This is a genomic window from Vibrio spartinae (assembly GCF_024347135.1).
Taxonomy (GTDB): Bacteria; Pseudomonadota; Gammaproteobacteria; order Enterobacterales; family Vibrionaceae; genus Vibrio; species Vibrio spartinae.
This window is the reverse complement of record NZ_AP024907.1, coordinates 3,566,024-3,588,965: the sequence shown is the minus strand read 5'-3', so window position 1 is coordinate 3,588,965 and position 22,942 is coordinate 3,566,024. Positions and strand designations below refer to the sequence as shown.

Annotated in this window: 24 protein-coding genes and 7 tRNA genes; 27 read left to right on the top strand and 4 right to left on the bottom strand. The window is 44.8% G+C overall.

What is annotated here, in order from left to right; translation table 11 throughout:
- Positions 1–51 precede the first annotated feature (51 nt).
- On the bottom strand, positions 52–1,113 hold the full coding sequence (gene rsgA, locus OCU60_RS16010) for a small ribosomal subunit biogenesis GTPase RsgA (RefSeq protein ID WP_074372920.1): 1,062 nt from the start codon (positions 1,111–1,113) through the stop codon (positions 52–54).
- 139 nt (positions 1,114–1,252) lie between these two features.
- On the opposite strand from rsgA, the gene orn reads away from it, so the two are divergent.
- The 8 genes from orn to OCU60_RS15970 all read left to right on the top strand — a co-directional run bounded on the left by orn (position 1,253) and on the right by OCU60_RS15970 (position 2,655).
- On the top strand, positions 1,253–1,798 hold the full coding sequence (gene orn / locus OCU60_RS16005; RefSeq protein ID WP_074372921.1) for an oligoribonuclease: 546 nt from the start codon (positions 1,253–1,255) through the stop codon (positions 1,796–1,798).
- 142 nt (positions 1,799–1,940) lie between these two features.
- A tRNA-Gly gene (locus OCU60_RS16000) sits at positions 1,941–2,016 on the top strand.
- Positions 2,017–2,054: 38 nt separating this feature from the next.
- Positions 2,055–2,131, top strand: a tRNA-Met gene (locus tag OCU60_RS15995).
- A gap of 23 nt (positions 2,132–2,154) precedes the next feature.
- Positions 2,155–2,230 (top strand) — tRNA-Gly (locus OCU60_RS15990).
- A gap of 36 nt (positions 2,231–2,266) precedes the next feature.
- A tRNA-Met gene (locus OCU60_RS15985) sits at positions 2,267–2,343 on the top strand.
- A 23-nt stretch (positions 2,344–2,366) separates the two neighbouring features.
- Positions 2,367–2,442: transfer RNA gene (locus tag OCU60_RS15980), tRNA-Gly, on the top strand.
- Between the two features lie 37 nt (positions 2,443–2,479).
- Positions 2,480–2,556, top strand: a tRNA-Met gene (locus tag OCU60_RS15975).
- Between the two features lie 23 nt (positions 2,557–2,579).
- A tRNA-Gly gene (locus OCU60_RS15970) sits at positions 2,580–2,655 on the top strand.
- Between the two features lie 537 nt (positions 2,656–3,192).
- On the opposite strand, the gene queG is transcribed toward OCU60_RS15970, so the two are convergent.
- Positions 3,193–4,308 (bottom strand): tRNA epoxyqueuosine(34) reductase QueG, encoded by a 1,116-nt coding sequence (gene queG / locus OCU60_RS15965; protein WP_074372922.1) that lies wholly within the window; start codon positions 4,306–4,308, stop codon positions 3,193–3,195.
- 198 nt (positions 4,309–4,506) lie between these two features.
- Here queG and tsaE point away from each other — a divergent pair, with 198 nt between their 5' ends.
- The 9 genes from tsaE (at position 4,507) to OCU60_RS15920 (ending at position 13,849) form a co-directional block, all read left to right on the top strand.
- The gene (gene tsaE / locus OCU60_RS15960) at positions 4,507–4,968 is read left to right on the top strand and encodes a tRNA (adenosine(37)-N6)-threonylcarbamoyltransferase complex ATPase subunit type 1 TsaE (RefSeq protein WP_074372923.1); all 462 of its coding nucleotides are present in this window, start codon (positions 4,507–4,509) and stop codon (positions 4,966–4,968) included.
- Positions 4,965–6,686 carry an N-acetylmuramoyl-L-alanine amidase gene (locus OCU60_RS15955; protein ID WP_074372924.1) on the top strand — a complete coding sequence of 574 codons (1,722 nt, stop codon included), beginning with the start codon at positions 4,965–4,967 and terminating at the stop codon, positions 6,684–6,686. Before tsaE ends, OCU60_RS15955 begins: the two co-directional genes overlap by 4 nt.
- 4 nt (positions 6,687–6,690) lie before the next feature.
- On the top strand, positions 6,691–8,652 hold the full coding sequence (mutL, locus tag OCU60_RS15950; RefSeq protein WP_074372925.1) for a DNA mismatch repair endonuclease MutL: 1,962 nt from the start codon (positions 6,691–6,693) through the stop codon (positions 8,650–8,652).
- On the top strand, positions 8,649–9,596 hold the full coding sequence (gene miaA, locus OCU60_RS15945) for a tRNA (adenosine(37)-N6)-dimethylallyltransferase MiaA (protein WP_074372926.1): 948 nt from the start codon (positions 8,649–8,651) through the stop codon (positions 9,594–9,596). Before mutL ends, miaA begins: the two co-directional genes overlap by 4 nt.
- A gap of 183 nt (positions 9,597–9,779) precedes the next feature.
- A complete protein-coding gene (gene hfq / locus OCU60_RS15940; protein ID WP_021021730.1) occupies positions 9,780–10,040 on the top strand; it encodes an RNA chaperone Hfq in 261 nt (86 codons plus the stop codon).
- Positions 10,041–10,072: 32 nt separating this feature from the next.
- The gene (gene hflX / locus OCU60_RS15935) at positions 10,073–11,362 is read left to right on the top strand and encodes a ribosome rescue GTPase HflX (protein ID WP_074372927.1); all 1,290 of its coding nucleotides are present in this window, start codon (positions 10,073–10,075) and stop codon (positions 11,360–11,362) included.
- A gap of 45 nt (positions 11,363–11,407) precedes the next feature.
- Complete coding sequence (hflK, locus tag OCU60_RS15930; RefSeq protein WP_074372928.1) at positions 11,408–12,604, top strand: FtsH protease activity modulator HflK; 1,197 nt, start codon at positions 11,408–11,410, stop codon at positions 12,602–12,604.
- Positions 12,605–12,606: 2 nt separating this feature from the next.
- Complete coding sequence (hflC, locus tag OCU60_RS15925; RefSeq protein WP_074372929.1) at positions 12,607–13,584, top strand: protease modulator HflC; 978 nt, start codon at positions 12,607–12,609, stop codon at positions 13,582–13,584.
- Between the two features lie 76 nt (positions 13,585–13,660).
- Positions 13,661–13,849 carry a DUF2065 domain-containing protein gene (locus tag OCU60_RS15920; RefSeq protein WP_021021726.1) on the top strand — a complete coding sequence of 63 codons (189 nt, stop codon included), beginning with the start codon at positions 13,661–13,663 and terminating at the stop codon, positions 13,847–13,849.
- A 32-nt stretch (positions 13,850–13,881) separates the two neighbouring features.
- Here OCU60_RS15920 and OCU60_RS15915 read toward each other — a convergent pair whose 3' ends face one another.
- A complete protein-coding gene (locus OCU60_RS15915; RefSeq protein WP_074372930.1) occupies positions 13,882–14,109 on the bottom strand; it encodes a SlyX family protein in 228 nt (75 codons plus the stop codon).
- A gap of 4 nt (positions 14,110–14,113) precedes the next feature.
- On the bottom strand, positions 14,114–15,094 hold the full coding sequence (locus tag OCU60_RS15910; RefSeq protein WP_074372931.1) for a WD40 repeat domain-containing protein: 981 nt from the start codon (positions 15,092–15,094) through the stop codon (positions 14,114–14,116).
- Between the two features lie 138 nt (positions 15,095–15,232).
- On the opposite strand from OCU60_RS15910, the gene fkpA reads away from it, so the two are divergent.
- The 10 genes from fkpA (at position 15,233) to OCU60_RS15860 (ending at position 22,920) form a co-directional block, all read left to right on the top strand.
- The gene (gene fkpA, locus OCU60_RS15905; protein WP_074372932.1) at positions 15,233–16,018 is read left to right on the top strand and encodes an FKBP-type peptidyl-prolyl cis-trans isomerase; all 786 of its coding nucleotides are present in this window, start codon (positions 15,233–15,235) and stop codon (positions 16,016–16,018) included.
- Positions 16,019–16,215: 197 nt separating this feature from the next.
- Entirely contained in the window at positions 16,216–16,932 is a 717-nt protein-coding gene (locus OCU60_RS15900; protein WP_074372933.1) for a helix-turn-helix transcriptional regulator, read from the top strand.
- Positions 16,929–17,324, top strand: coding sequence for a sulfurtransferase complex subunit TusD (tusD, locus tag OCU60_RS15895; protein WP_074372934.1), 396 nt, complete (start codon positions 16,929–16,931; stop codon positions 17,322–17,324). Before OCU60_RS15900 ends, tusD begins: the two co-directional genes overlap by 4 nt.
- Positions 17,321–17,677, top strand: coding sequence for a sulfurtransferase complex subunit TusC (gene tusC, locus OCU60_RS15890; protein WP_074372935.1), 357 nt, complete (start codon positions 17,321–17,323; stop codon positions 17,675–17,677). Before tusD ends, tusC begins: the two co-directional genes overlap by 4 nt.
- A gap of 8 nt (positions 17,678–17,685) precedes the next feature.
- On the top strand, positions 17,686–17,961 hold the full coding sequence (gene tusB, locus OCU60_RS15885; RefSeq protein WP_074372936.1) for a sulfurtransferase complex subunit TusB: 276 nt from the start codon (positions 17,686–17,688) through the stop codon (positions 17,959–17,961).
- Between the two features lie 133 nt (positions 17,962–18,094).
- Positions 18,095–18,469: a 30S ribosomal protein S12 gene (gene rpsL / locus OCU60_RS15880; protein ID WP_004737194.1), complete on the top strand. Its 375-nt coding sequence runs from the start codon at positions 18,095–18,097 to the stop codon at positions 18,467–18,469.
- 110 nt (positions 18,470–18,579) lie between these two features.
- Positions 18,580–19,050 carry a 30S ribosomal protein S7 gene (rpsG, locus tag OCU60_RS15875; RefSeq protein WP_074372937.1) on the top strand — a complete coding sequence of 157 codons (471 nt, stop codon included), beginning with the start codon at positions 18,580–18,582 and terminating at the stop codon, positions 19,048–19,050.
- 75 nt (positions 19,051–19,125) lie between these two features.
- Positions 19,126–21,222, top strand: coding sequence for an elongation factor G (gene fusA, locus OCU60_RS15870; RefSeq protein WP_074372938.1), 2,097 nt, complete (start codon positions 19,126–19,128; stop codon positions 21,220–21,222).
- Between the two features lie 142 nt (positions 21,223–21,364).
- Positions 21,365–22,549: an elongation factor Tu gene (gene tuf / locus OCU60_RS15865; protein WP_182287811.1), complete on the top strand. Its 1,185-nt coding sequence runs from the start codon at positions 21,365–21,367 to the stop codon at positions 22,547–22,549.
- Between the two features lie 182 nt (positions 22,550–22,731).
- Complete coding sequence (locus tag OCU60_RS15860) at positions 22,732–22,920, top strand: (2Fe-2S)-binding protein (protein ID WP_074374475.1); 189 nt, start codon at positions 22,732–22,734, stop codon at positions 22,918–22,920.
- The last annotated feature ends 22 nt before the right edge of the window (positions 22,921–22,942 follow it).

Below are 22,942 nucleotides of genomic sequence, written 5' to 3'. Positions count from 1 at the left end.
TAAACAGCGGAATGTTACTGAATATCCATCAGGATGTCAGTAGTCACGATTTTACAGATCCGCTTTTTTATTTCTTGAATACTGACGGTTGGCTTTATTTTCGCTCATGCTTTCCAGAATTCGGTGATAGTTTTCGTATCTGATTTCACTGATATCACCGTTTTCTACCGCTTCACGAATGATACAGCCGGGATCATCGTCATGTTTACAGTCCCGGAATTTACAGCCGCCTAAATAGGGGCGAAATTCAACATAAGCTTGAGTGATTTCTTCAGGTGTCAAATGCCATAGTCCGAATTCTCTGACCCCGGGAGAATCGATCAAGTCACCGCCTGTCGGAATATGATAGAGCCTCGCGGCTGTCGTAGTATGTTGTCCCAAGCCTGAGTTTGCAGAAACATCCCCTTCTTCAATGACCGATTCTAAATTTGGTAAAATGGCATTGACCAGACTGGATTTGCCGACACCCGACTGACCGACAAAAACATTGATTTTATCTTGTAAGTAGGACTCGAGTTGTTCAAGACCTTCCCCAGATTTGCGGCTGACGAAAAGAGACGGATAACCAAGTTTTTCATAAGTTGTCATCCAGTTTTGGAACGCCTGCTGCTCCTCAGTGCTAAGCAAATCGACTTTATTCAACACCAGAAGTGGTTGGATGTTCAGTGTCTCCGCGACGATCAAATATCGATCAATGATATTCAGCGACAGTTCAGGCAGGACGGAAGAAACAATAATGACTTGATCAATATTGGCGGCAACCGGTTTTAAACCATCATAGTAATCAGGGCGGGTCAGAATCGAATGTCTTGGCTCAACCGCCTCAACAACACCGGAAATACCAGCCATTATATCTAGCCCTGAACGCCAGATAACCCGATCGCCAGAGACTAATGTTTCGATGCCTCGACGCAGGTTACAGCGATGAATTTCCCGAGTTTGAAGATCTTCAATATCGGCATGTTGACCAAAACGACTGATAACCAACCCTGGTTTGGTTGCGCCCAGCATCGATTCATCCCATTCCACCGTTGTTTCTTGTTTTAAGCGTTTTGTCTGGTTATGCCGGACACGACGGACTTGTCCTTTGGTTAATTTTTTCTGTTTACCCACAATATTTCTTTCACTGTATTAAAGCTGAGTTGTGTGAACCACCGATGCCGCTGACAGCATTCATCGGTTCAAACTATCTCACCGCGTATAATTTGGGTATAGTACATTTTTTATTATCAAACCTATACAGGTAAGTGTAATGGCTTTAAATGATCAAAATCTGATTTGGATTGATTTAGAAATGACAGGTCTCGATCCGGAAGTACACAAGATTATTGAAATTGCCACGATTGTGACAGATAGCGAATTAAATATTCTGGCTGAAGGCCCGGTGCTCGCTATTCATCAGTCAGAGCAAGAGTTGGCTAAGATGGATGAATGGTGTGTAACGACGCATACCCAAAGTGGTTTGGTTGAACGGGTCCAGCAAAGTGCAGTGACCGAAGCAGAAGCGGTCCGATTGACGATAAAATTTTTAGAACAGTGGGTCCCAAAAGGAAATTCACCAATCTGCGGCAATAGTATTGGTCAGGACCGTCGTTTTCTGGTGAAGTATATGCCGGAATTGGAAGCTTATTTTCATTATCGTTATCTGGATGTGAGTACGCTGAAAGAGCTGACAAAACGTTGGCAGCCAGACATTTTGGATGGATTCCAGAAAAAGGGAAGCCATTTAGCACTGGATGACATTCGGGAATCAATTGCTGAGCTGCAATATTATCGAAAAACAATATTGACGATTTGAATAATTTGAGAACATTACAATGCGATATTGTTCGCTTTTTCTGCAATCTAAAAAAAACTCGGTTTTTTTAAATGAAAAGCTTGCATCAAAAAAAAATGCTCTTATAATTCGCAGCCCTGAACGACGTAAAGCGTTGTTTTGTGCGACACTAGCTCAGTTGGTAGAGCGCAACCTTGCCAAGGTTGAGGTCACGGGTTCGAACCCCGTGTGTCGCTCCAGAGTACCTTATTGCTACTTGAGTAGTAATATTGATGGACGCGGGATGGAGCAGTTTGGTAGCTCGTCGGGCTCATAACCCGAAGGTCGTCGGTTCAAATCCGGCTCCCGCAACCAATTTAAATTTTAGTTAATGACATGCGACACTAGCTCAGTTGGTAGAGCGCAACCTTGCCAAGGTTGAGGTCACGGGTTCGAACCCCGTGTGTCGCTCCAGAATTCATATTATTGCTTGAGCGATAATATCATGGACGCGGGATGGAGCAGTTTGGTAGCTCGTCGGGCTCATAACCCGAAGGTCGTCGGTTCAAATCCGGCTCCCGCAACCAATTTAAATTTTAGTTGACGACATGCGACACTAGCTCAGTTGGTAGAGCGCAACCTTGCCAAGGTTGAGGTCACGGGTTCGAACCCCGTGTGTCGCTCCAGAGTACCTATTACTACCTGAGTAGTAATATTGATGGACGCGGGATGGAGCAGTTTGGTAGCTCGTCGGGCTCATAACCCGAAGGTCGTCGGTTCAAATCCGGCTCCCGCAACCAATTTTAATTTTAGTTGACGACTTGCGACACTAGCTCAGTTGGTAGAGCGCAACCTTGCCAAGGTTGAGGTCACGGGTTCGAACCCCGTGTGTCGCTCCAGTTCAATTAATGTTAAATTTTGTCACGCTCTTTCTTCATGCTGTGAAGCATAAACTCCTTGCAAGAATATCCAGTCAAACAGGCCGGCCCATATACTCCTGTTTTTACCCAATCTGTACACTGACAAACCCTGATGAAATCAGTGCTGCACATGCGATGCCTAATTTTCGCTAACAGAGTTATCCACAAAATATGTGTTGTGGATAAGTCGGTGGGTAATCTATTTTTGGCGAGGCAGGAAAAGGGGATAGCAAAAGATCTTGTAAAATAACTGAGTTATAGTTGGAAATGCTTATTTTTATTAACTATATGTTTTTAAATGAATTTAGTTATTTTTTACAGTGATGGGCAGCATTTGAGGTTGATCTTTTGTTTTATATGCATTGATCCTTGTCATATCTTTGCAATGTGGTTAACTCTTCCGATAACAGATAAAAAAAGTGAAAGTGAAAGTTTTTTCCACATCAAAATATTTGGGCATCATGTCAAAATAAGTTGTAATGTTGCCTTGAGTGGCGGGCTTGACGGGGCAGTGAGCTATGCGTCTCTCGGCAATCCTTTCTGAATAATACGAATCAGCCTTTCATGCTGCCGATTTTGTTCTTGCCGCTGTTTTTGTTGATGCTGCTCTAATGACCAACGGATATGAACATCCAGTAATTCTGTTTCTCCCAGCCGATTTTCTAAGGCTAGCACAATCCGTTCTGAATAAGGGGCATTTCCCATGGCTATTGCAATATTTCTTAACCATTGTTGGTGACCGATACGTCGAATCGCTGAACCTTCAGTATTTTGTAAGAAAGTTTCTTCCTCCCACGCAAATAGCTCGACCAGATCTGGGTGAGCAAAAACATCTCTACGATGAAAGTCTGATTGCTCGGTGAGGGAGGCTGAGCGATTCCAAGGGCAAACCAACTGACAATCATCACATCCATAAATGCGGTTGCCGATCGCTTTGCGAAACTCAAGTGGGATGATTCCCGAAAATTCAATGGTGAGATATGAAATGCAGCGTCTCGCATCTACGACACCGTCAGCGACAATTGCACCGGTAGGACAAGAGGTGACGCACGCTCGACAATGACCACATTGGTTCTGGCTGGGCTGATCAACTGGTAGTGGGATATCGACCAATAACTCTCCGAGAAAAAACCATGAACCCGCATCTTGATCCAGAATCAGTGAATGCTTCCCCGTCCAGCCTAGTCCGGCTTTTTGCGCAAGGGGGCGTTCGAGAATCGGAGCTGAATCAACGAAAGGCCGAGCATTGAGTTCCCCGACTTCTTGTCTGATTTTATCCCCGAGTTTTTTCAGCTGTTTTCTCACCAGCTTGTGGTAATCACGGCCCAACGCATAACGACTAATGTAGGCATGTGTGGGGGAGTCCAGATTACTGGCAAAGTGGGCTTGTGGTGGCAAGTAATTCATGCGAACGCTGATAACGCGGATTGTGCCCGGATGAAGTTCTTGCGGTCTTGCCCGCAACATACCGTGACGTGCCATCCAGTCCATATCACCGTGATATCCGGCATCTAGCCAGCGTTGTAGCTCAGCCTCATGTTCGGTGAGATCAACATCACAGATACCGATTTTCTCAAATCCAAGCGCCTGAGCCCAGATTTTGATTTTATCTGCTAATGCTTGATAGTCCATGATGCTCACTCGGTAAAATGGGACAAGGATCTTAACGGATCCATATGGGGAGATCCAGCGAGTGATCTTGGAGAATAATGGGAATGTCAGGAACGTTTTTTCCAATCCCTTACAGAAGAATACTTGTCTCTTGATTCCAACCCAGTTTACTATCGGAGTCCATAAATGAATTTGTTAACAATATAAGAGATCGAATTGATGGAGACGAAGACACTGTTATTAAAGGATGAGACTGAAACCGTAAGATTAGGCAGTCATCTTGCTTTGATATGTTCTCGTCAAACAACGTTCTACTTGCATGGCGATTTAGGGGCAGGAAAAACAACGTTGTGCCGAGGGTTTATTCAAGCCTTAGGACATCCGGGGAATGTGAAAAGCCCAACTTACACTTTGGTCGAACCTTATCAGCTAGAGCAATGGCAAGTCTATCATTTTGACCTCTATCGGTTGGCCGATCCTGAAGAGCTCGAGTTTATGGGCATCCGAGATTATTTCTCCCCTGATGCAATCTGTTTGGTTGAGTGGCCGGAAAAAGGTGCAGGTCTGTTGCCCGCGGCTGATATAGAGATAGATATTCGCTATGATGGAGAGAGCAGAATTGTCGTTCTCTCTGCAAACAGTGAATATGGACGAACGTTACTGAGTCAGTTGGAGTTATGAGAAACGTTAAGTACCTTTATTCTTTTATTTTTGTCTTTTTGGGGTTCGTTACCTTAACGGTCAGCCAGTTTGCGCAGGCGAATTCGATTCAAGGTATTCGAGTTTGGCCCTCTCCGGATGAAACACGTGTTGTTATCGATCTGAGTGAAGAAGCCCATTATAGTTATTTTACGTTGAGTCATCCTAGTCGACTTGTGATTGATCTCGTGGATACTGGTGTTCGGGCCAAGCTTCCGATCTCGGTCAGTGATAGTGATGTGCTGAAAAAAATCAGAAAGAGTTCTCCACCACAGTCAGGCACTTATCGTCTGGTGTTCGAACTCAAGAAAAAAGTATCGGCACAAATATTTAAACTGGCTCCCACGCCAAAACAGGAATATGGGCATCGCCTCGTGATTGATTTGCCTCACGATGAGTCGAGTTCAAATGCTGGTGCTTCCTCTTCTTCAGCGGCTCAGGTCGCGAAAGATGCTTCTCAATATCAAGGGAATGCTGATATTGTCGTCGCGATTGATGCAGGACACGGTGGGGAAGATCCCGGTTCTATCGGGCCAAAGGGTAAATACGAAAAAAATGTAACATTAAGTGTGGCGAAAAAGCTTGCCGCCCAACTAAATGCCGTTCCCGGAATGAAGGCGGTACTGACCCGTAAAGGGGATTATTTTGTCAATCTCAACCGACGTTCTGAGATTGCCAGAAAAAATAAAGCACATCTGTTAATTTCCATTCATGCGGATGCGTTTACGTCTCCACAACCCAGAGGCGCTTCAGTGTTTGTGCTGAATACCCGTCGTGCGAATACCGAAATTGCAAAGTGGGTCGAAGATCATGAACGACAATCTGAATTGCTTGGTGGGGCCGGGCAGGTTTTGGCGAAAAGAAATAATGACAAAAACATTAGTCAGACCTTATTGGATTTACAATTTAGCCATTCTCAGAAAGAAGGTTATACCGTCGCCAGAGATATCTTGAAAGAGTTAGGAAAGGTGGCCCGATTACATAAAAAAACACCGGTCAATGCGAGTCTCGCGGTACTGAAATCTCCGGATATTCCGTCTGTTCTGGTTGAAACCGGGTTTATTTCTAATCCGAGAGAAGAGCGTCTGTTATTTCAGAGCAGTCATCAGAATAAGCTCTCGAAAGCGATAGCAAAGGCCGTTGTGAACTACTTTGAAGATCGGCCTCCTGAAGGGACATTGTTTGCCAGCCGTAAAAAAGCCAGAAAGCATGTGGTTCAGGCTGGTGAGTCTTTGTCTGTAATTGCCCAGAGATATGGTGTTACCGCTGCGACATTAACGCGTAAAAATCACTTGAACTCATCAATGTTGAAGGTTGGACAGGTTCTCATCATTCCAAGTAGTCATTCGAATCCGATTGTGGTACCTGAAATCAAAAATCCGGTCGAAACCGAAGTGATTACTCATACGGTTAAATCCGGTGAGTATTTGGGGGCGATTGCCAGCAAGTATAAAGTAAGTGTTGGTGCTATACGTAAAGAAAACCGACTTCGATCATCTGTCTTGCGTGTCGGGCAGAAACTCAAAATCACCGTGAGCCTGAAAGATAAGCCCTTACGAAAACACCAAGTCAAACGTGGCGAGTATTTAAGTAAGATTGCAAAAGACTACGGTGTGAGCATCAACAGCATCCGTCAGGCAAATCAGCTACATTCTGATCAGTTAGCGATTAAACAGGTACTCATTATTCCCAATAGATAACCCTATGACGATAAAAATTTTACCTGCTCGGCTGGCAAACCAGATTGCGGCCGGAGAAGTTGTTGAAAGACCTGCCTCAGTCGTAAAAGAGTTGGTTGAAAATAGTCTGGATTCCGGTGCAACCCGAATTGATATTGATATTGAGAAAGGGGGGGCGAAGCTGATCCGTGTCAGAGATAACGGGCATGGGATTGAAAAAGACGAACTCACGCTGGCGCTCAGTCGTCACGCGACCTCAAAAATTCATTCTCTTGATGATCTGGAAGCGATTATCAGTCTGGGGTTTCGGGGAGAAGCCCTGGCAAGTATCAGTTCAGTTTCTCGTCTTTCGTTAACATCGCGTCCGGCAACGCAGGATGAGGCATGGCTGGCTTATAGTGAAGGTCGGGATATGGCCGTGCAACTGCAACCTGCCGCCCATCCTGTGGGCACAACGGTTGAAGTTTTGGACCTGTTTTTTAATACGCCAGCCAGAAGGAAATTTTTACGGACAGAGAAAACCGAATTTACCCATATCGAAGAAGTGCTCAAGCGGATTGCATTAAGTCGCTTTGATATCACGATTTTCCTGAAACATAATGGCAAAATGGTACGTCAGTATCGTGCCGCGCAAACTGAACCACAAAAAGAAAAACGCATTGCTGCCGTCTTTGGCCAGCCATTCGTCCGGCATATGTTGAAGGTTGAACTTGAACATCAAGGACTGATACTACATGGATGGATCTCGACCCCTGAAGGGGCGAGACAACAAAGTGACTTGCAATATTGTTATGTCAACGGCCGTATGATGAAAGATAAGCTGATTAATCATGCCATCCGCCAGAGTTACGAAAGGAGCCTAAGTCCTGACCAGTATGCGGCTTATGCGCTGTATATTGAGTTAGATCCGAGACAGGTCGATGTCAATGTTCATCCGGCGAAACATGAAGTGCGTTTTCATCAGGCTCGTTTGGTTCACGATTTTATCTATCAGGCCATCAGCAGTGCGCTTGCACAAGGGCAACATATTGATGAGCCGGAGGTCAGTCGATCCGCATTTCATCATCAGACGGCAGATGAGGCAGATGAACCGTCAGAACCGACTCAACTTTCACCGCAATTATTCGATGCAATTGACAAAACGCCATCTTATCCGGGAAGAGTGAGTTCAGAGGATGCTCGGGGTGGTGTTCGGGAAAGCAGCATCTCCCAACCTTGGCAGTCACAATCTGGTCGCTCCTCTTCTCCTGCTGGAGGGGGCAACTCAGGGAGCCGGAGTCAGACCAAAGCGACGTCCCTGAAAGAAGCAAAAATTTATCAGCAATTAATGAGCGTCCCCCATGGTTCCTCTGATCAGCCGTCATCTGTAGCGGATACACATCATCCCCAAGACGTGTTTGATAGTATTGAGACGAATGAAGTCAGGGCTCTGGGTAAAGCTGTTGCGGTGATTCAAGGGAAGTTCCTACTCATGAGTTCAGGGACATCCTGTTGTATGGTTGCACTTGCGAGAGCTAATCACTTGAGGCTGCAAAGACAGCTTGATGCCACCTCGCAATCCCGCAAAGGACAGCCGCTTTTAGTTCCCCTATCTTTGAAGGTGACGCGTGAGCAGCTATCCTGCGCGACATCGTATCAGGACGTTTTCTTACGACTCGGCATTGAGTTGAAAAAGCGTTCAACCGATACCTTGATGGTGATGAGTGTCCCGCAACCGCTCCGGCAGCAGAATTTGCAGAAATTAATTCCAGATCTGGTATCTTACGCCTCTTCTTTAAACCAGAACGATCCATCCGCAGTGCTAGCCTGTGTGACAGAATGGCTCGCTGATTATGCGAATGCCGACCCAAGTGACTACACTTTGTCACAAGCGATTCAACTCATCGCTGAAGTTGAGCAGCTTTATGTTGAGCAACTACCTTTAGAAGATAGGGCGTTTGTTCGTCCGGTGGATTTTTCGGCAACGATTACAGCATTTAACTCATGAGCCAACAACGACCTCTGGCCTTATTTTTAATGGGGCCAACCGCATCGGGGAAAACTGATTTAGCAATCCGACTATGTCAGCATTTTCCTATTGAAATCATTAGTGTTGATTCAGCATTGATTTACCGAGGCATGAATATCGGCACCGCTAAACCGACGGCAGCGGAGCTGGCACAGGCTCCCCATCGATTAATCGATATTCTGGAACCGGAAATAGCCTATTCAGCGGCTGATTTTCGTCGGGATGCGCTTCAGCATATGCAAGCAATTGTGCGCAACGGTAAGATCCCCCTCTTAGTTGGTGGCACGATGCTGTATTTTAAAGCATTACTCGAAGGGTTATCCCCTTTACCGGCAGCTGACGCTGAGATTCGACAACAAATTGAACAAGAAGCTGCCGATTCGGGATGGCCGGCCCTGCATCAACAGCTTGCTGAGATTGATCCTGAGTCGGCTGAACGGATCCATCCGAATGATCCGCAAAGGTTATCCAGAGCGTTAGAAGTTTATCGAATTTCTGGAAAAACTTTGACGGAATTGACGCGAACAAAGGGAGAAGTGCTACCATTTGATGTGGTACAGTTCGCGATTGCACCTCAGGAACGATCCGAGCTTCACCGGCGAATTGAAATTCGCTTTAACAAGATGATCGAAGCCGGATTTGAAGATGAGGTCAAAGCGTTATATGCTCGTCAAGCGCTTCATGCTGATTTGCCTTCTATTCGTTGTGTCGGTTACCGACAGATGTGGGAGTATTTAGACGGGAATTGTTCGCTTGATGAAGCGATTTATCGTGGTATTTGTGCCACACGTCAATTAGCCAAACGCCAGATCACATGGCTCCGTAGCTGGAATGATCTGACTTGGCTAGATAGTGAAAATATTGACCAAGCGTATGAAATTATATCGAATTCGATAGCTTCTTATCGGGTACGCTGTGTATAATGTGATCGTTTTTGTGTCGTACATCCTTTATGGACATGTCACTTGAAATTTTGGTTCAGAAGCGCCATAACTTGAGTGTCTCAGGATGTTACTTTATTCGTTTAGCTCGGATGCAAAGGCTGCACAAAGCTTGGTGTACCACTAGCTAAATAATTAATACAAATAGAAAATAAGGAAAATAAAATGGCTAAGGGGCAATCTCTACAAGACCCATTCTTAAATGCATTACGTCGCGAGCGTATTCCTGTATCCATTTATTTGGTTAATGGTATTAAATTGCAGGGCCAGATCGAATCGTTTGATCAGTTTGTTATTCTGTTGAAAAATACAGTGAATCAGATGGTGTATAAGCACGCGATTTCAACTGTTGTGCCAGCCCGTGCGGTAAGCCATCATGGTGATCGTCCTGCTAATGAGCGTTCATCAGATAAATCAGACGATTAATCATATACAATATCTTATAAGGAGTTGATAGCTTGTTTGACCGTTATGAAGCCGGTGAGCGAGCCGTACTTGTTCATATCAACTTTACGCAAGAAGGGGAGTGGGAAGATCTCAGCGAGTGTGAAATGCTGGTTAGTTCCGCTGGAGTCACGACACTACAAGTGATAACGGGTAGTCGTCAGGCTCCGCACCCCAAATACTACGTCGGTGAGGGCAAAGCTCAGGAAATCGCACAAGCTGTGATGCAAACTGAAGCTGAAATCGTGATCTTCAACCATGCCCTTTCTCCTGCCCAAGAGCGCAACCTTGAAACGTTGTGTCAATGTCGAGTGATTGATCGTACTGGTTTGATCCTTGATATCTTTGCTCAGCGAGCTCGAACCCATGAAGGGAAGCTACAAGTCGAACTTGCCCAGCTTCGCCATTTGTCCACACGACTGGTTCGGGGTTGGACACACCTTGAACGCCAGAAAGGCGGGATTGGTCTTCGGGGGCCTGGAGAAACACAGCTAGAAACAGACCGACGTCTATTGCGTGAACGAATTAAAGCGATACTGCGTCGCTTAGAAAAAGTTGCGAAACAACGAGAACAAGGGCGTAGAGCTCGAAACCGTGCTGAAGTTCCGACGATATCACTCGTTGGTTATACAAATGCTGGTAAATCGACACTATTTAACTGTATTACCGAGGCCGGTGTTTATGCTGCCGATCAGCTATTTGCAACATTAGACCCCACGTTGAGAAGAATGCAACTCGAAGATGTGGGTACTGCAATTTTGGCCGATACGGTGGGATTTATTCGTCATTTGCCCCACGATTTGGTGGCTGCTTTTAAAGCAACATTACAAGAAACTCAGGAAGCTGACATTTTGTTACATGTTGTCGATGCAAGTGATGAGCGTTTTCGTGACAATATAAGAGCTGTCGATGATGTGCTTGCTGAAATTGAAGCAGATGAAGTTCCGGTTCTGCTGGTGATGAACAAAATCGACAATATGGAAAGTCAGCAACCCAGAATTGAACGAGATGACGAAGGTGTCCCTCGAATCGTTTGGGTTTCAGCAATGGAAGGACTTGGTATTGAGCTACTTTTCCAAGCGCTGACAGAACGTTTAGCCGGACAAATCGTTCAATATCAACTGTGTATTCCACCTGAACATCAGGGCCGTATGCGCAGCTTCTTCTTCAAGAATCGATCAATTTTGCAGGAATCATATGATCAACAAGGAAATTTATTAATTTCTATTCGTATGCAACAGGCGGATTGGTCTAGACTAGAAAAAAGAGAACACGCAGTTTTGTGTGACTTTATAGTTACTTAAAGGACTGCTACAGTATAACGTCATATCAAATGATGGAGATTACTAATGGCGTGGAATGAGCCTGGTAATAACAACGGTAATGGTAATAATGACCGTGATAAAGATCCGTGGGGCAATAAGGACCATGGTGACCGTGGTGGACGAGATCAGGGACCACCGGATCTGGATGAAGTCTTCAATAAACTGAGCCAAAAAATTAGCGGTAAATTTGGTAAGAAAGGAGGCGGCAGTAAAGGATCCTCTTTTCCTGGAGGTGGTTCTATTGGATTTGGAATCATTGCTGTTATCGCTGTTGCAGTTTGGTTTTTCTCCGGATTTTATACCATCGGTGAAGCCGAGCGGGGTGTGCTACTGAGATTGGGTAAGTTCGATCACATTGTTAGTCCCGGTCTGAACTGGCGGGCTCGCTTTATTGATGAAGTAGAACCCGTCAATGTGCAGGCGATCCGTTCATTACGGGCACAAGGTCTGATGCTGACAAAAGATGAAAATGTGGTCACCGTCGGAATGGATATTCAGTATCGGGTGGCGGATCCATATAAGTATCTTTATCAGGTCACGAGTGCTGATGATAGTTTACGTCAAGCGACTGATTCTGCATTGCGAGCCGTCGTTGGTGACTCGTTGATGGATAGCATTTTGACCAGTGGCCGTCAGAAGATTCGCGAAACGACTCAAAACACATTGAATGACATCATTAAGAAATATGATATGGGCTTAATGATTGTTGATGTGAACTTCCAGTCGGCGCGTCCGCCGGAACAGGTTAAAGATGCGTTTGATGACGCAATTGCAGCGCGGGAGGATGAAGAACGTTTCATTCGTGAAGCTGAAGCCTATAAAAATGAGGTGCTTCCTAAAGCGACTGGTCGTGCAGAGCGAGTGAAAAAAGAAGCTCTAGGGTATAGTGAACGGGTGTTAAATGAAGCCTCCGGTCAGGTCGCTCAGTTTGACAAATTGCTTCCTGAATATAAAGCAGCACCGGAAGTGACAAGAAACCGTTTGTACCTCGATACGATGCAAGCTGTTTATACTCATTCATCGAAAATTCTGATTGATTCGAAATCGAGCGGTAACTTGCTTTATCTGCCAATTGATAAATTATCAGGGCAAGGAGATACGCAGACCAAGAGAGATTTGAAATCATCGCCACTTTATGATCATATCGAACTTGAATCACAGAAAAGTGGTAAGAAAGATAAAGCACAGCCACGTACTGGTTCACGACAAGGGAGATACTAAGAATGCGTAAGTTAATAATCCCTGTATTGGTGCTATTTCTGATTGTTTTTCTCATGTCTGTATTTGTCATTCATGAAGGAGAGCGCGGCATCGTCGTTCGCTTTGGACGCGTTTTAAAAGATGGTGAAATCGCACGTATCTATGAGCCGGGACTGCATTTTAAAATGCCGTTATTTGACTCGGTCAAAGTGCTTGAAGCCCGTATTCAGACCATGGATGGCCGTTCAGATCGGTTTGTGACCGCAGAGAAAAAAGATGTCATCATCGATTCTTATGTGAAGTGGCGGATTCAGGATTTTGGTACCTATTATCTGGCAACAGGAGGCGGGAGTGCTTTAACTGCTCAATCGCTGTTGGAAAGAAAGGTGACCGACGTATTACGGTCTGAAATCGGTTCTCGGGAGATTAAACAGATCGTATCTGGTCCGCTGAATGATGATGTCCTGCCTGATAGCGAAGATGCGGAAGTTGTGACCACGGAAGCGGCCAAGGAAGCTTTGAAAATAGATGGTCAGCGAGATCAGATTATGGACGAAGTTTTGTTGAGTACTCGTGAAAGTGCGATGAAAGATTTGGGTGTTTATGTTGTTGATTTTCGGATGAAAAAAATCAACTTACCCGATGAGATCAGTGAGTCGATTTACAAGCGGATGAGAGCGGAACGTGAGTCTGTCGCGCGTAAACACCGTTCACAAGGTCGTGAGAAGGCTGAAATCATTAAGGCTCAGGCTGAGCTTGAAGTAGCCACGATTCTTGCAGAGGCCGATAAAACGGCTCGTGTAACGCGTGGTGAAGCGGATGCGAAAGCTGCTAAAATTTATTCGGACTCATATAGTCAAGATCCTGAGTTCTTTACCTTCCTGCGTTCTTTAAAGGCTTATGAAGAGTCTTTCAACCAGAAAAGTGATATTTTGGTGCTTGATCCGGAAAGTGAGTTTTTCCGTTATATGAAGAACTCAAAGGGTAAAAATGCGAAATAAGTACCAAGCATAGTATATCTGTCGCAAGCATAGTATAAAGGCTCCTTTCGGAGCCTTTATTTTGGAATTAAATTTTATGTCTCATTCAATATGGTTGGCAGTCGGTTTATTGCTGATTGCTGAAGGACTTGGTCCATTACTTATCCCCAATGGCTGGCGTCGAATGCTTTCCCAGTTAAGCCAGCAACCGAATTCTTTGCTACGGCGAATCGGTGGCTGTTTAGTTGTTGCTGGTATTGTGATTGTCTATTTTTATCTGTATTAGATTAATGAGATTCTGACTTATTCTTGGTCACATCAATAATGAGGTGGTGGCGTCTCTTGAGATTGATCTGCCATCGGTGACTCGTTAACGTTCTTGAGCTTCCCTACGATGAATTTCATCTGGTCCTGCATCCGAGAAATGGTTTGCTGCTGTTGGCTGAGAGCTTGATTGAGCGCTTCGATAGTATCTTCCTGAAATGCCAATTGGCACTCCAAATCATTGATTCGAGCTTCTAGTCGTTCTACTTCTTCTGCGGCCATTTTATTACTCATCCAATTCCCAAGCTTCTGCAATACCAGCAGAGCTTGCTGATATGACATGATGTTGTTGATCAAAGGCAACATCATACACGACAGAACGTGGTGGTGGATCCACTTTTGGTGGCTCCGTTGAAAATTTAGCAAGTTGTTTGCCGCTTTGTGTATCCCAGACCGCAACGTAGCCGGAAGGGGTTCCGGTAATGAGTTGCGTCCCGTCATCAGAAAATCGCACCGTAGAAAATATGAGTTGTCTGGCGAAACTGTGGAGATGGGAGACTTCCTGACCGGAATGTAAATCCCAAACTCTAGCTTCATTTCCGCCATCGGATGTAAATGCAAAATTACCGTCTCTCTGCAGTGCGACGCGAACAACACGTTGTTCATGTTCAAATTTTCTCAGTATTTGACCCGATCTCGTGTCCCATAGATAGGCCTGATAGTCATTGCCACCGGTTAGGGCAAAGCGACCATTGGGCGATAATGCAACAGAGTTAACTTTCTCGTGATGTGCAAGGAACTCCATGCGTCTTCCGCTGACTAAGTCCACGTAAATCGCTTTACCGTTGGATAGACCCATCAGAACTTGTTCGCCATCTTTTGAAAGATCAATATCTCTGATGAGTCCATCCGAAATCGACCAGAGCCCTTTAGACTGTGTCCAGGCTAAGTCCCAGACCGCGAAATTATTCTGTCCGGCTGTCACGGCATAGCGATCATTGTCTGAAATTCTAATTTTGGTCACAGTGCTGTTTTGTTGATCGAGGGAGCCAAGGAGTGCGAGTCGTTTGTTTTCAGAAAGATCCCAGAGCTGGAGCTGATTTTTTTGAGAATAGGTTAGGGCAAATCTACCGTCCCGGCTCAGACCGAAAGCCGTTGCTCCTTCTGGGGTGATCTCCCATTTTTGAATAGGAGATGTGAAGAAAAAGCACCCATTTAACGTCACACTGACAATTAACATGAATAGATAAAGGGAAAATATTCGCATCAGTCTGAATTTCCATTGAGAGTTAAAGACATTCGGATCACATCACGTTATATTTGTATAACAATGTGTTGCTCATCAATTTTAGTCAAGAAATTATGAGTAATTACAAAAGGTTTGCCCACATATTTGGAGAATTGAATGAAATCATTGTTAAAAGTGTCGTTTCTTGCTGCCGCTGTGATGCTTGCAGCAGGCTGTCAAGATGAAGGAAAACAAGAAACGCAAGCTGCCACTCAGGATGCTGCTAAACCAGCAGCGGTTCAGTTTAAGTCAGATGATGAGAAAGCAGCTTATGCCATTGGTGTCTCTTTTGCTAATTATCTGAGTACAAGTCTTGAAAAACCCAAAGAATATGGCATTACGCTGGATAAAGATATTGTGCTGCAAGGGATTCAAAATGCATTTGCTGATAAATCAGCGATGACAGATGAAGATGCTCGTAAAGCATTGGAAGATTTCGATAAGCGACTCAATACATTGTCAACAACAAAAGCCAAAGAGAAAGCAGAAGCGAACAAAAAAGCTGGTGATGATTTCCGTGCCAAGTTTGAAAAACAAGACGGTGTGAAGAAAACGAAGTCAGGTCTGCTGTATCAAGTGATCACGAAAGGGACTGGCAAATCACCAAAAGCGACAGATACAGTTCAAGTCCACTATAAAGGGACACTGATCGATGGTACCCAGTTCGATAGTTCTTATGACCGTGGTGAGCCTGCGACATTCCCACTGGATCGCGTCATTCCGGGTTGGACTGAGGGTGTTCAACTGATGACAGTTGGGGCTAAATACAAGTTTGTCATTCCACCAGAACTGGCTTATGGTGACAGAGATACTCCGTCGATTCCTGCTGATTCAACACTGGTATTTGAAGTTGAATTGTTGAAAGTTGAAAAAGCGGATAACGCTAAGAAAACAAGTAAATAATAAGCTGTGACGGTGAAATAGTCGTTCAAGCTATTTATATGCAATAAAAAGGCCTGATTTATCAGGTCTTTTTTTTATTTGTCGTCATAAATTTGTTTTAAATCAGTTGTTGATACGATAGCTTAGCGGTACTTTAAAATTTTCTGATAAACTTACATTTATTTGTTGATATTTTCGAAGGCTGGAACAACGTGGCGATGACAGAGACACTCAATGCTGACATGTTACTGGAAATTGAATCTGTGCATGTAAAACCGTTTACAGAGCATGATAAAATCATTCTCCGTTCTTATGAGGCAATGGTAGATGGTCTGGCAAGCCTGATCGGTCCTTTCTGTGAAATCGTATTGCATTCATTGGAAGACTTGAATACTTCTGCTATCAGAATTGCCAATGGTGAGAATACCGGGCGTCAGGTTGGTTCTCCGATTACGGATTTAGCGTTGAAGATGCTGAAAGATATTGAAGGGTCAGAACGGAATTTTTCCCGCTCTTATTTTACCCGGGCAAAAGGTGGTGTATTAATGAAATCCATCACGATTGCTATCCGTAACGGTGAAAATCGAGTGATTGGGTTGCTCTGTATTAATGTCAATCTCGATGCCCCGTTTTCTCAGATACTACAGTCATTCATGCCAAATCAAGATGTACAAGATGCGGCATCATCAGTCAATTTTGCCAGTGATGTTGAAGAGCTGGTGGATCAGACCGTCGAGCGAACGATCGAAGAAATCAATGCGGATAAATCGGTATCGAATAATACCAAGAACCGACAGATTGTGATGGCATTATACGATAAAGGCATCTTTGATATTAAAGATGCGATCAATCGTGTTGCTGCTCGTCTGAATATATCAAAACATACGGTGTACCTCTATATTCGTCAGCGTAAGACAGAGGATGATGAAAAATGAGTGTTCTGACTTACACGTTGGTGGTCAATGGGCCACTGTACGGCACCCAGTCAGCCCGGAGTGCTTATCAGTTTGCGCGCGCTTTACTCCAGAAAGGTCACACACTGGTGAGTGTGTTTTTCTATCAGGACGGTGTGACGAATGGAACTTCATTATCAGTACCGGCCAATGATGAATTTGATCTTGCCAAAGCTTGGCAAAATTTGGCGAAAGAGCATAGTGTCAGTCTTGAAACCTGTGTTGCAGCGTCTTTGAGACGAGGCATTTTGAGTGAAAAAGAGGCGACCCAACATTGTGTTTTTAAAGATAATCTGGCCGGCGAATTTGTGCAGACAGGTCTGGGGAGTTTAGCTGAAGCAATGTTGACACAAGATAGGGTCATACAGTTTTGAATCGTTTGATTTATGTTTTTCATCACGCACCTCACGGTCGAAGTTCCGGAAGAGAAGGGGTTGATGCGTTGTTAGCGGCCTCTGCTTATAGTGAAAATATTGCAGTCGTTTTCATGGGAGATGGCGTATTACAACTCCTGCAGGAGCAAGAAACAGACGATATTCTCTGCAAGGATTATGCACCAATGCTTAAACTACTCGATCTGTACGATATTGATCAGGTCTTTGTCTCCGAGACGGCATTATTGCAGCGGGGAGTGACGCAAGATGATTTGATCATCCCTGTGACCTCTGTGCAGGACCAAGCCATGATAGAGATTCTGCATCAGGCAGATAAAGTTTTGAGTTTTTGAGACACCTTATGCTACATGTGATTAAAACAGACGCTGCATTGAAGCGAGTCCACCCCTTTTATTCTGAGCAAGATACTATCTTATTGATCGAAGACGCAGTTTATGCGGCAAACCCTTTGCATCATGCGTTTGAATTGCTGGAAGGTAAAACTGTGTTTGTTTTGCAAGCCGATGCCAAAGCCCGAGGCATTTATCACCGTATCAGTCCTTCGACAACGATAACTGATTATTTGGGGTTTGTTGAATTGACGGAACATAGCCACAGTACAATGACTTGGGAATAAGATTTCCTGCCCCTCTAAAAAAACTGTATATTTCTTGACACATCTAGCCGCGGTGTATAGAATTTTGCGTCCCTATTTGTATAGGGTATAGATTTTTCACAAAGCTTACTTTCAGTAAATCAGGAGCTAGTTAATGGCAACTATTAACCAGTTGGTTCGCAAACCTCGTGTGAAGCAAGTTGTAAAAAGCAACGTGCCAGCACTAGAAGCGTGCCCACAAAAACGTGGTGTATGTACTCGTGTTTACACAACTACACCAAAAAAACCTAACTCAGCACTTCGTAAAGTATGTCGTGTACGTTTAACCAACGGTTTTGAAGTTACTTCATACATCGGTGGTGAAGGTCACAACCTACAAGAGCACAGTGTTGTTTTGATCCGTGGTGGTCGTGTTAAAGACCTTCCGGGTGTTCGTTACCACACTGTCCGTGGCGCACTTGACTGTGCGGGTGTTAATGACCGTAAACAAGGTCGTTCTAAGTACGGTGTGAAGCGTCCTAAATCTTAATGTTTCTCTGTTGAAATAAGCGTTAAGTAAGGCCAAACACTAATTTAAATATTAATTTTGAAGAAACTGAAAAGTTTTGGATAACCTGAAGAAGACAACGGAGAATATCCATGCCACGTCGTCGCGTAATTGGTCAGCGTAAGATCCTTCCAGATCCGAAGTTCAAGTCTGAACTGCTGGCAAAATTCGTCAACATCCTTATGGTTGACGGAAAGAAATCAGTTGCAGAAAAGATTGTTTATACTGCATTAGATACTATGGCTGAGAAATCTGGTAAAGGCCACTTATCTGTATTTGAAGAAGCTCTTGAAAATGTTCGCCCAGCGGTTGAGGTTAAATCTCGTCGTGTGGGTGGTTCAACTTACCAAGTTCCTGTAGAGGTTCGTCCGGTTCGCCGTAACGCACTTGCGATGCGTTGGTTAGTTGAAGCTGCGCGTAAGCGTGGTGAGAAATCTATGGCTGCTCGTCTGGCTGCTGAAATGCTAGATGCTGCTGAAAACAAAGGCTCTGCGGTTAAGAAACGTGAAGACGTTCACCGTATGGCTGATGCAAACAAAGCGTTTGCTCATTACCGTTGGTAATACCTCCTGTACTGCGGGGATACCCGCAGTACTTTTCTATTTTCTAAGGTCCACCTTAGTTAAGAGGATACAACCGTGGCTCGTAAAACTCCTATCGAGCGCTACCGTAACATCGGTATATGTGCTCATGTAGACGCAGGAAAGACAACCACTACTGAGCGTATTCTGTTCTACACCGGCCTGTCTCATAAAATTGGCGAAGTTCACGATGGTGCAGCAACCATGGACTGGATGGAGCAAGAGCAGGAACGCGGTATCACCATTACCTCTGCTGCGACGACCACATTTTGGCGTGGTATGCAGGCGCAATTCCCCGATCATCGTATCAACATTATCGATACTCCCGGACATGTTGACTTCACCATTGAGGTCGAGCGTTCTCTTCGTGTACTTGATGGTGCAGTGGTCGTTTTTTGTGGTTCCTCTGGTGTTGAACCTCAGTCTGAGACAGTATGGCGTCAGGCGGATAAATATCATGTTCCGAGATTAGTTTTCGTGAATAAGATGGACCGTGCTGGTGCAGATTTCTTGCGTGTGGTAAATCAAATTAAAGATCGACTAGGCGCAACCCCTGTACCGATTCAATTGAATATCGGTGCAGAAGATAAATTTAAAGGTGTTATTGATCTGTTCAAGATGAAAGCAATTAACTGGACTGAGGAAGACCAGGGAATGACTTTCACCTATGAAGATATCCCAGCAGATATGCTCGAATTGGCTGAAGAATGGCGTAGCCATATGGTGGAGTCTGCTGCTGAAGCTAATGAAGAGCTGATGGATAAATACCTGGAAGAGGGTGAATTAAGCGAAGACGAGATTAAGCTCGGTTTGCGGACTCGCACTCTGAATAATGAGATTGTTCTGGCGACTTGCGGTAGTGCATTTAAGAACAAAGGGGTTCAGGCTGTACTGGATGCTGTGATTGAATTTTTGCCGTCACCGGTCGATGTCCCATCGATTAAAGGAATTGATGAGCATGAAAATGATATCGAGCGTCACGCGGATGACTCGGAACCCTTTTCAGCACTTGCATTCAAGATCGCGACAGACCCATTTGTTGGTACTCTGACCTTTGTTCGGGTCTATTCCGGTGTATTGAATTCCGGGGATTCTGTCTACAACTCGGTCAAACAAAAACGTGAACGGGTTGGACGTATTGTTCAGTTGCATTCGAATAAACGTGAAGAAGTCAAAGAAGTTCGTGCCGGTGACATTGCTGCTGCGATTGGCTTAAAAGATGTGACAACAGGGGACACGCTTTGCGATCAAAATCATAAGGTTATTCTGGAACGAATGGAGTTTCCTCAACCTGTGATTCAAATCGCTGTAGAACCCCGCTCTAAAGCTGATCAGGAAAAAATGGGGATTGCCCTCGGAAAACTGGCAGCTGAAGATCCATCATTCCGTGTTGAAACGGATGCTGAAACTGGTCAGACATTGATATCAGGCATGGGTGAACTTCACTTGGATATCATTGTTGATCGAATGAAGCGTGAATTTAGCGTGGATTGCAACGTGGGCAAACCTCAGGTTGCTTATCGTGAAACCATTCGTGGTAAAGCGGAAGTCGAAGGCAAGTTTGTTCGCCAGTCAGGGGGACGTGGTCAGTATGGTCATGTATGGCTAAAAATTGAGCCCTCTGAGCCCGGTGAAGGCTTTGTTTTTGTCGACGAAATTGTGGGTGGGGCGATTCCTAAGGAATTCATTAACCCGGTCGCAAAAGGTATCGAGGAACAAATGAACAACGGTGTGCTTGCTGGTTATCCTGTCTTGGATATCAAAGCGACACTCTTTGATGGTTCATTCCACGATGTCGATTCAAGTGAGATAGCGTTTAAGATCGCTGGCTCAATGGCATTCAAGAAAGGAGCGCTTCAAGCGACCCCTGTTATTCTTGAACCGCTGATGAAAGTTGAAGTAACTACTCCGGAAGATTGGATGGGTGATGTCGTGGGTGACTTGAATCGCCGCCGCGGCCTTATCGAAGGTATGGATGATGGTCCGGCAGGGCTGAAGATTATGCATGCCAAAGTCCCACTTTCAGAGATGTTTGGTTACGCAACTGATCTGCGTTCTGCGACGCAAGGGCGTGCTTCGTATTCAATGGAGTTTTCTGAGTACTCAGAAGTGCCGAAAAACATTGCTGATGCAATTGTCGCTGAGCGTGGTTAACCTTTATTTGTCGATAAAACACAAATACTGGTTAATAACGAATCTATTGCGTTGACGAACGTTGACGCATAAAATAGCAATTTCTGGCGCACTTTAGGTGGACGTTACTTAGAGTGAATCATAATTAGGAAGGAACACGATCGTGTCTAAAGAAAAATTTGAACGTACGAAACCGCACGTAAACGTTGGTACTATCGGCCACGTTGACCACGGTAAAACAACACTAACAGCAGCAATCTGTACGGTACTTGCTAAAGTACACGGCGGAGCAGCCCGTGACTTTGCGTCAATCGATAACGCACCAGAAGAGCGTGAGCGCGGCATCACGATCGCGACTTCGCACGTAGAGTACGATACTCCGTCACGTCACTACGCACACGTAGACTGTCCCGGACACGCTGACTATGTTAAAAACATGATCACAGGTGCGGCGCAGATGGATGGTGGTATCCTTGTTGTGGCAGCGACTGATGGTCCAATGCCGCAAACACGTGAGCACATCTTGCTTGGTCGTCAGGTAGGTATTCCTTACATCATCGTATTCATGAACAAATGTGACATGGTTGATGATGAAGAGTTGCTTGAGCTGGTAGAAATGGAAGTTCGTGAATTGCTTTCAGAATACGATTTCCCAGGAGACGATCTGCCAGTGATTCAGGGTTCAGCGCTGGGCGCACTGAACGGTGAAGCGCAATGGGAAGAGAAAATCGTTGAGTTAGCGAACGCACTTGATGAGTACATTCCAGAGCCAGAGCGAGTTATTGACCAAGCATTCCTGCTGCCAATCGAAGACGTTTTCTCAATTCAGGGCCGTGGAACAGTTGTTACAGGTCGTGTAGAGCAAGGTATCATCCGAGTTGGTGACGAAGTTGAAATTGTTGGTGTAAAAGATACAACGAAGACGACTTGTACAGGTGTAGAAATGTTCCGTAAACTGCTTGACGAAGGTCGTGCAGGTGAGAACGTAGGTGTATTACTGCGTGGAACGAAGCGTGATGATGTAGAACGTGGTCAAGTTTTGGCGAAACCAGGTTCAATCACGCCGCATACGAAGTTTGAATCAGAAGTTTATGTGTTGTCGAAAGATGAAGGTGGTCGTCATACGCCATTTTTCAAAGGCTATCGACCACAGTTCTACTTCCGTACAACAGACGTAACAGGTAGCATCGAGCTTCCAGAAGGCGTAGAGATGGTCATGCCAGGCGATAACGTGAAAATGGTTGTAGACCTGATTGCACCAATCGCGATGGATGAAGGTCTGCGTTTTGCGATCCGTGAAGGCGGTCGTACAGTTGGTGCTGGTGTTGTAGCAAAAATCGTTGCATAATGATTTGAGCTAACACGAGTTAAAAAAAGGGAAGCCACTGGCTTCCCTTTTTTATTGCCATCTCTAAAACCCCGCTGAAGACGGTCAGCTCATGGTAATATGCAGAGCAATACTTAATTATAGAAATAATAACGATTATCGTTTATATTTGTATTATGTATTGTCATATGTGTGGTGCCATTATGATCGTTTGTCTCTGTCATTCTGTTTCTGATAAAAAGCTGCGTAAGCTCATTCTTGAAGATGGCATTTGCGATATGAAAGGAATTCGGCGCTGTACTGCATTGGGGACTCAATGCGGAAAGTGTGTCCGTCAGGCAAAGGAAATCTTGAACGAAACAGTTGCATCTCAGTATCAACAAGTAAGTTAGTTAAAACTAATTATCTGTTTTT

What these genes read in the sequence shown, in the direction of transcription:
- orn (WP_074372921.1), top strand. Translation starts at nt 1,253, where the DNA reads ATGGCTTTAAATGATCAAAATCTGATTTGGATTGATTTAGAAATGACA.
- queG (WP_074372922.1), bottom strand. Translation starts at nt 4,308, where the DNA reads ATGGACTATCAAGCATTAGCAGATAAAATCAAAATCTGGGCTCAGGCG.
- tsaE (WP_074372923.1), top strand. Translation starts at nt 4,507, where the DNA reads ATGGAGACGAAGACACTGTTATTAAAGGATGAGACTGAAACCGTAAGA.
- OCU60_RS15955 (WP_074372924.1), top strand. Translation starts at nt 4,965, where the DNA reads ATGAGAAACGTTAAGTACCTTTATTCTTTTATTTTTGTCTTTTTGGGG.
- mutL (WP_074372925.1), top strand. Translation starts at nt 6,691, where the DNA reads ATGACGATAAAAATTTTACCTGCTCGGCTGGCAAACCAGATTGCGGCC.
- miaA (WP_074372926.1), top strand. Translation starts at nt 8,649, where the DNA reads ATGAGCCAACAACGACCTCTGGCCTTATTTTTAATGGGGCCAACCGCA.
- hfq (WP_021021730.1), top strand. Translation starts at nt 9,780, where the DNA reads ATGGCTAAGGGGCAATCTCTACAAGACCCATTCTTAAATGCATTACGT.
- hflK (WP_074372928.1), top strand. Translation starts at nt 11,408, where the DNA reads ATGGCGTGGAATGAGCCTGGTAATAACAACGGTAATGGTAATAATGAC.
- hflC (WP_074372929.1), top strand. Translation starts at nt 12,607, where the DNA reads ATGCGTAAGTTAATAATCCCTGTATTGGTGCTATTTCTGATTGTTTTT.
- OCU60_RS15920 (WP_021021726.1), top strand. Translation starts at nt 13,661, where the DNA reads ATGTCTCATTCAATATGGTTGGCAGTCGGTTTATTGCTGATTGCTGAA.
- OCU60_RS15915 (WP_074372930.1), bottom strand. Translation starts at nt 14,109, where the DNA reads ATGGCCGCAGAAGAAGTAGAACGACTAGAAGCTCGAATCAATGATTTG.
- OCU60_RS15910 (WP_074372931.1), bottom strand. Translation starts at nt 15,094, where the DNA reads ATGCGAATATTTTCCCTTTATCTATTCATGTTAATTGTCAGTGTGACG.
- fkpA (WP_074372932.1), top strand. Translation starts at nt 15,233, where the DNA reads ATGAAATCATTGTTAAAAGTGTCGTTTCTTGCTGCCGCTGTGATGCTT.
- OCU60_RS15900 (WP_074372933.1), top strand. Translation starts at nt 16,216, where the DNA reads ATGACAGAGACACTCAATGCTGACATGTTACTGGAAATTGAATCTGTG.
- tusD (WP_074372934.1), top strand. Translation starts at nt 16,929, where the DNA reads ATGAGTGTTCTGACTTACACGTTGGTGGTCAATGGGCCACTGTACGGC.
- tusB (WP_074372936.1), top strand. Translation starts at nt 17,686, where the DNA reads ATGCTACATGTGATTAAAACAGACGCTGCATTGAAGCGAGTCCACCCC.
- rpsL (WP_004737194.1), top strand. Translation starts at nt 18,095, where the DNA reads ATGGCAACTATTAACCAGTTGGTTCGCAAACCTCGTGTGAAGCAAGTT.
- rpsG (WP_074372937.1), top strand. Translation starts at nt 18,580, where the DNA reads ATGCCACGTCGTCGCGTAATTGGTCAGCGTAAGATCCTTCCAGATCCG.
- OCU60_RS15860 (WP_074374475.1), top strand. Translation starts at nt 22,732, where the DNA reads ATGATCGTTTGTCTCTGTCATTCTGTTTCTGATAAAAAGCTGCGTAAG.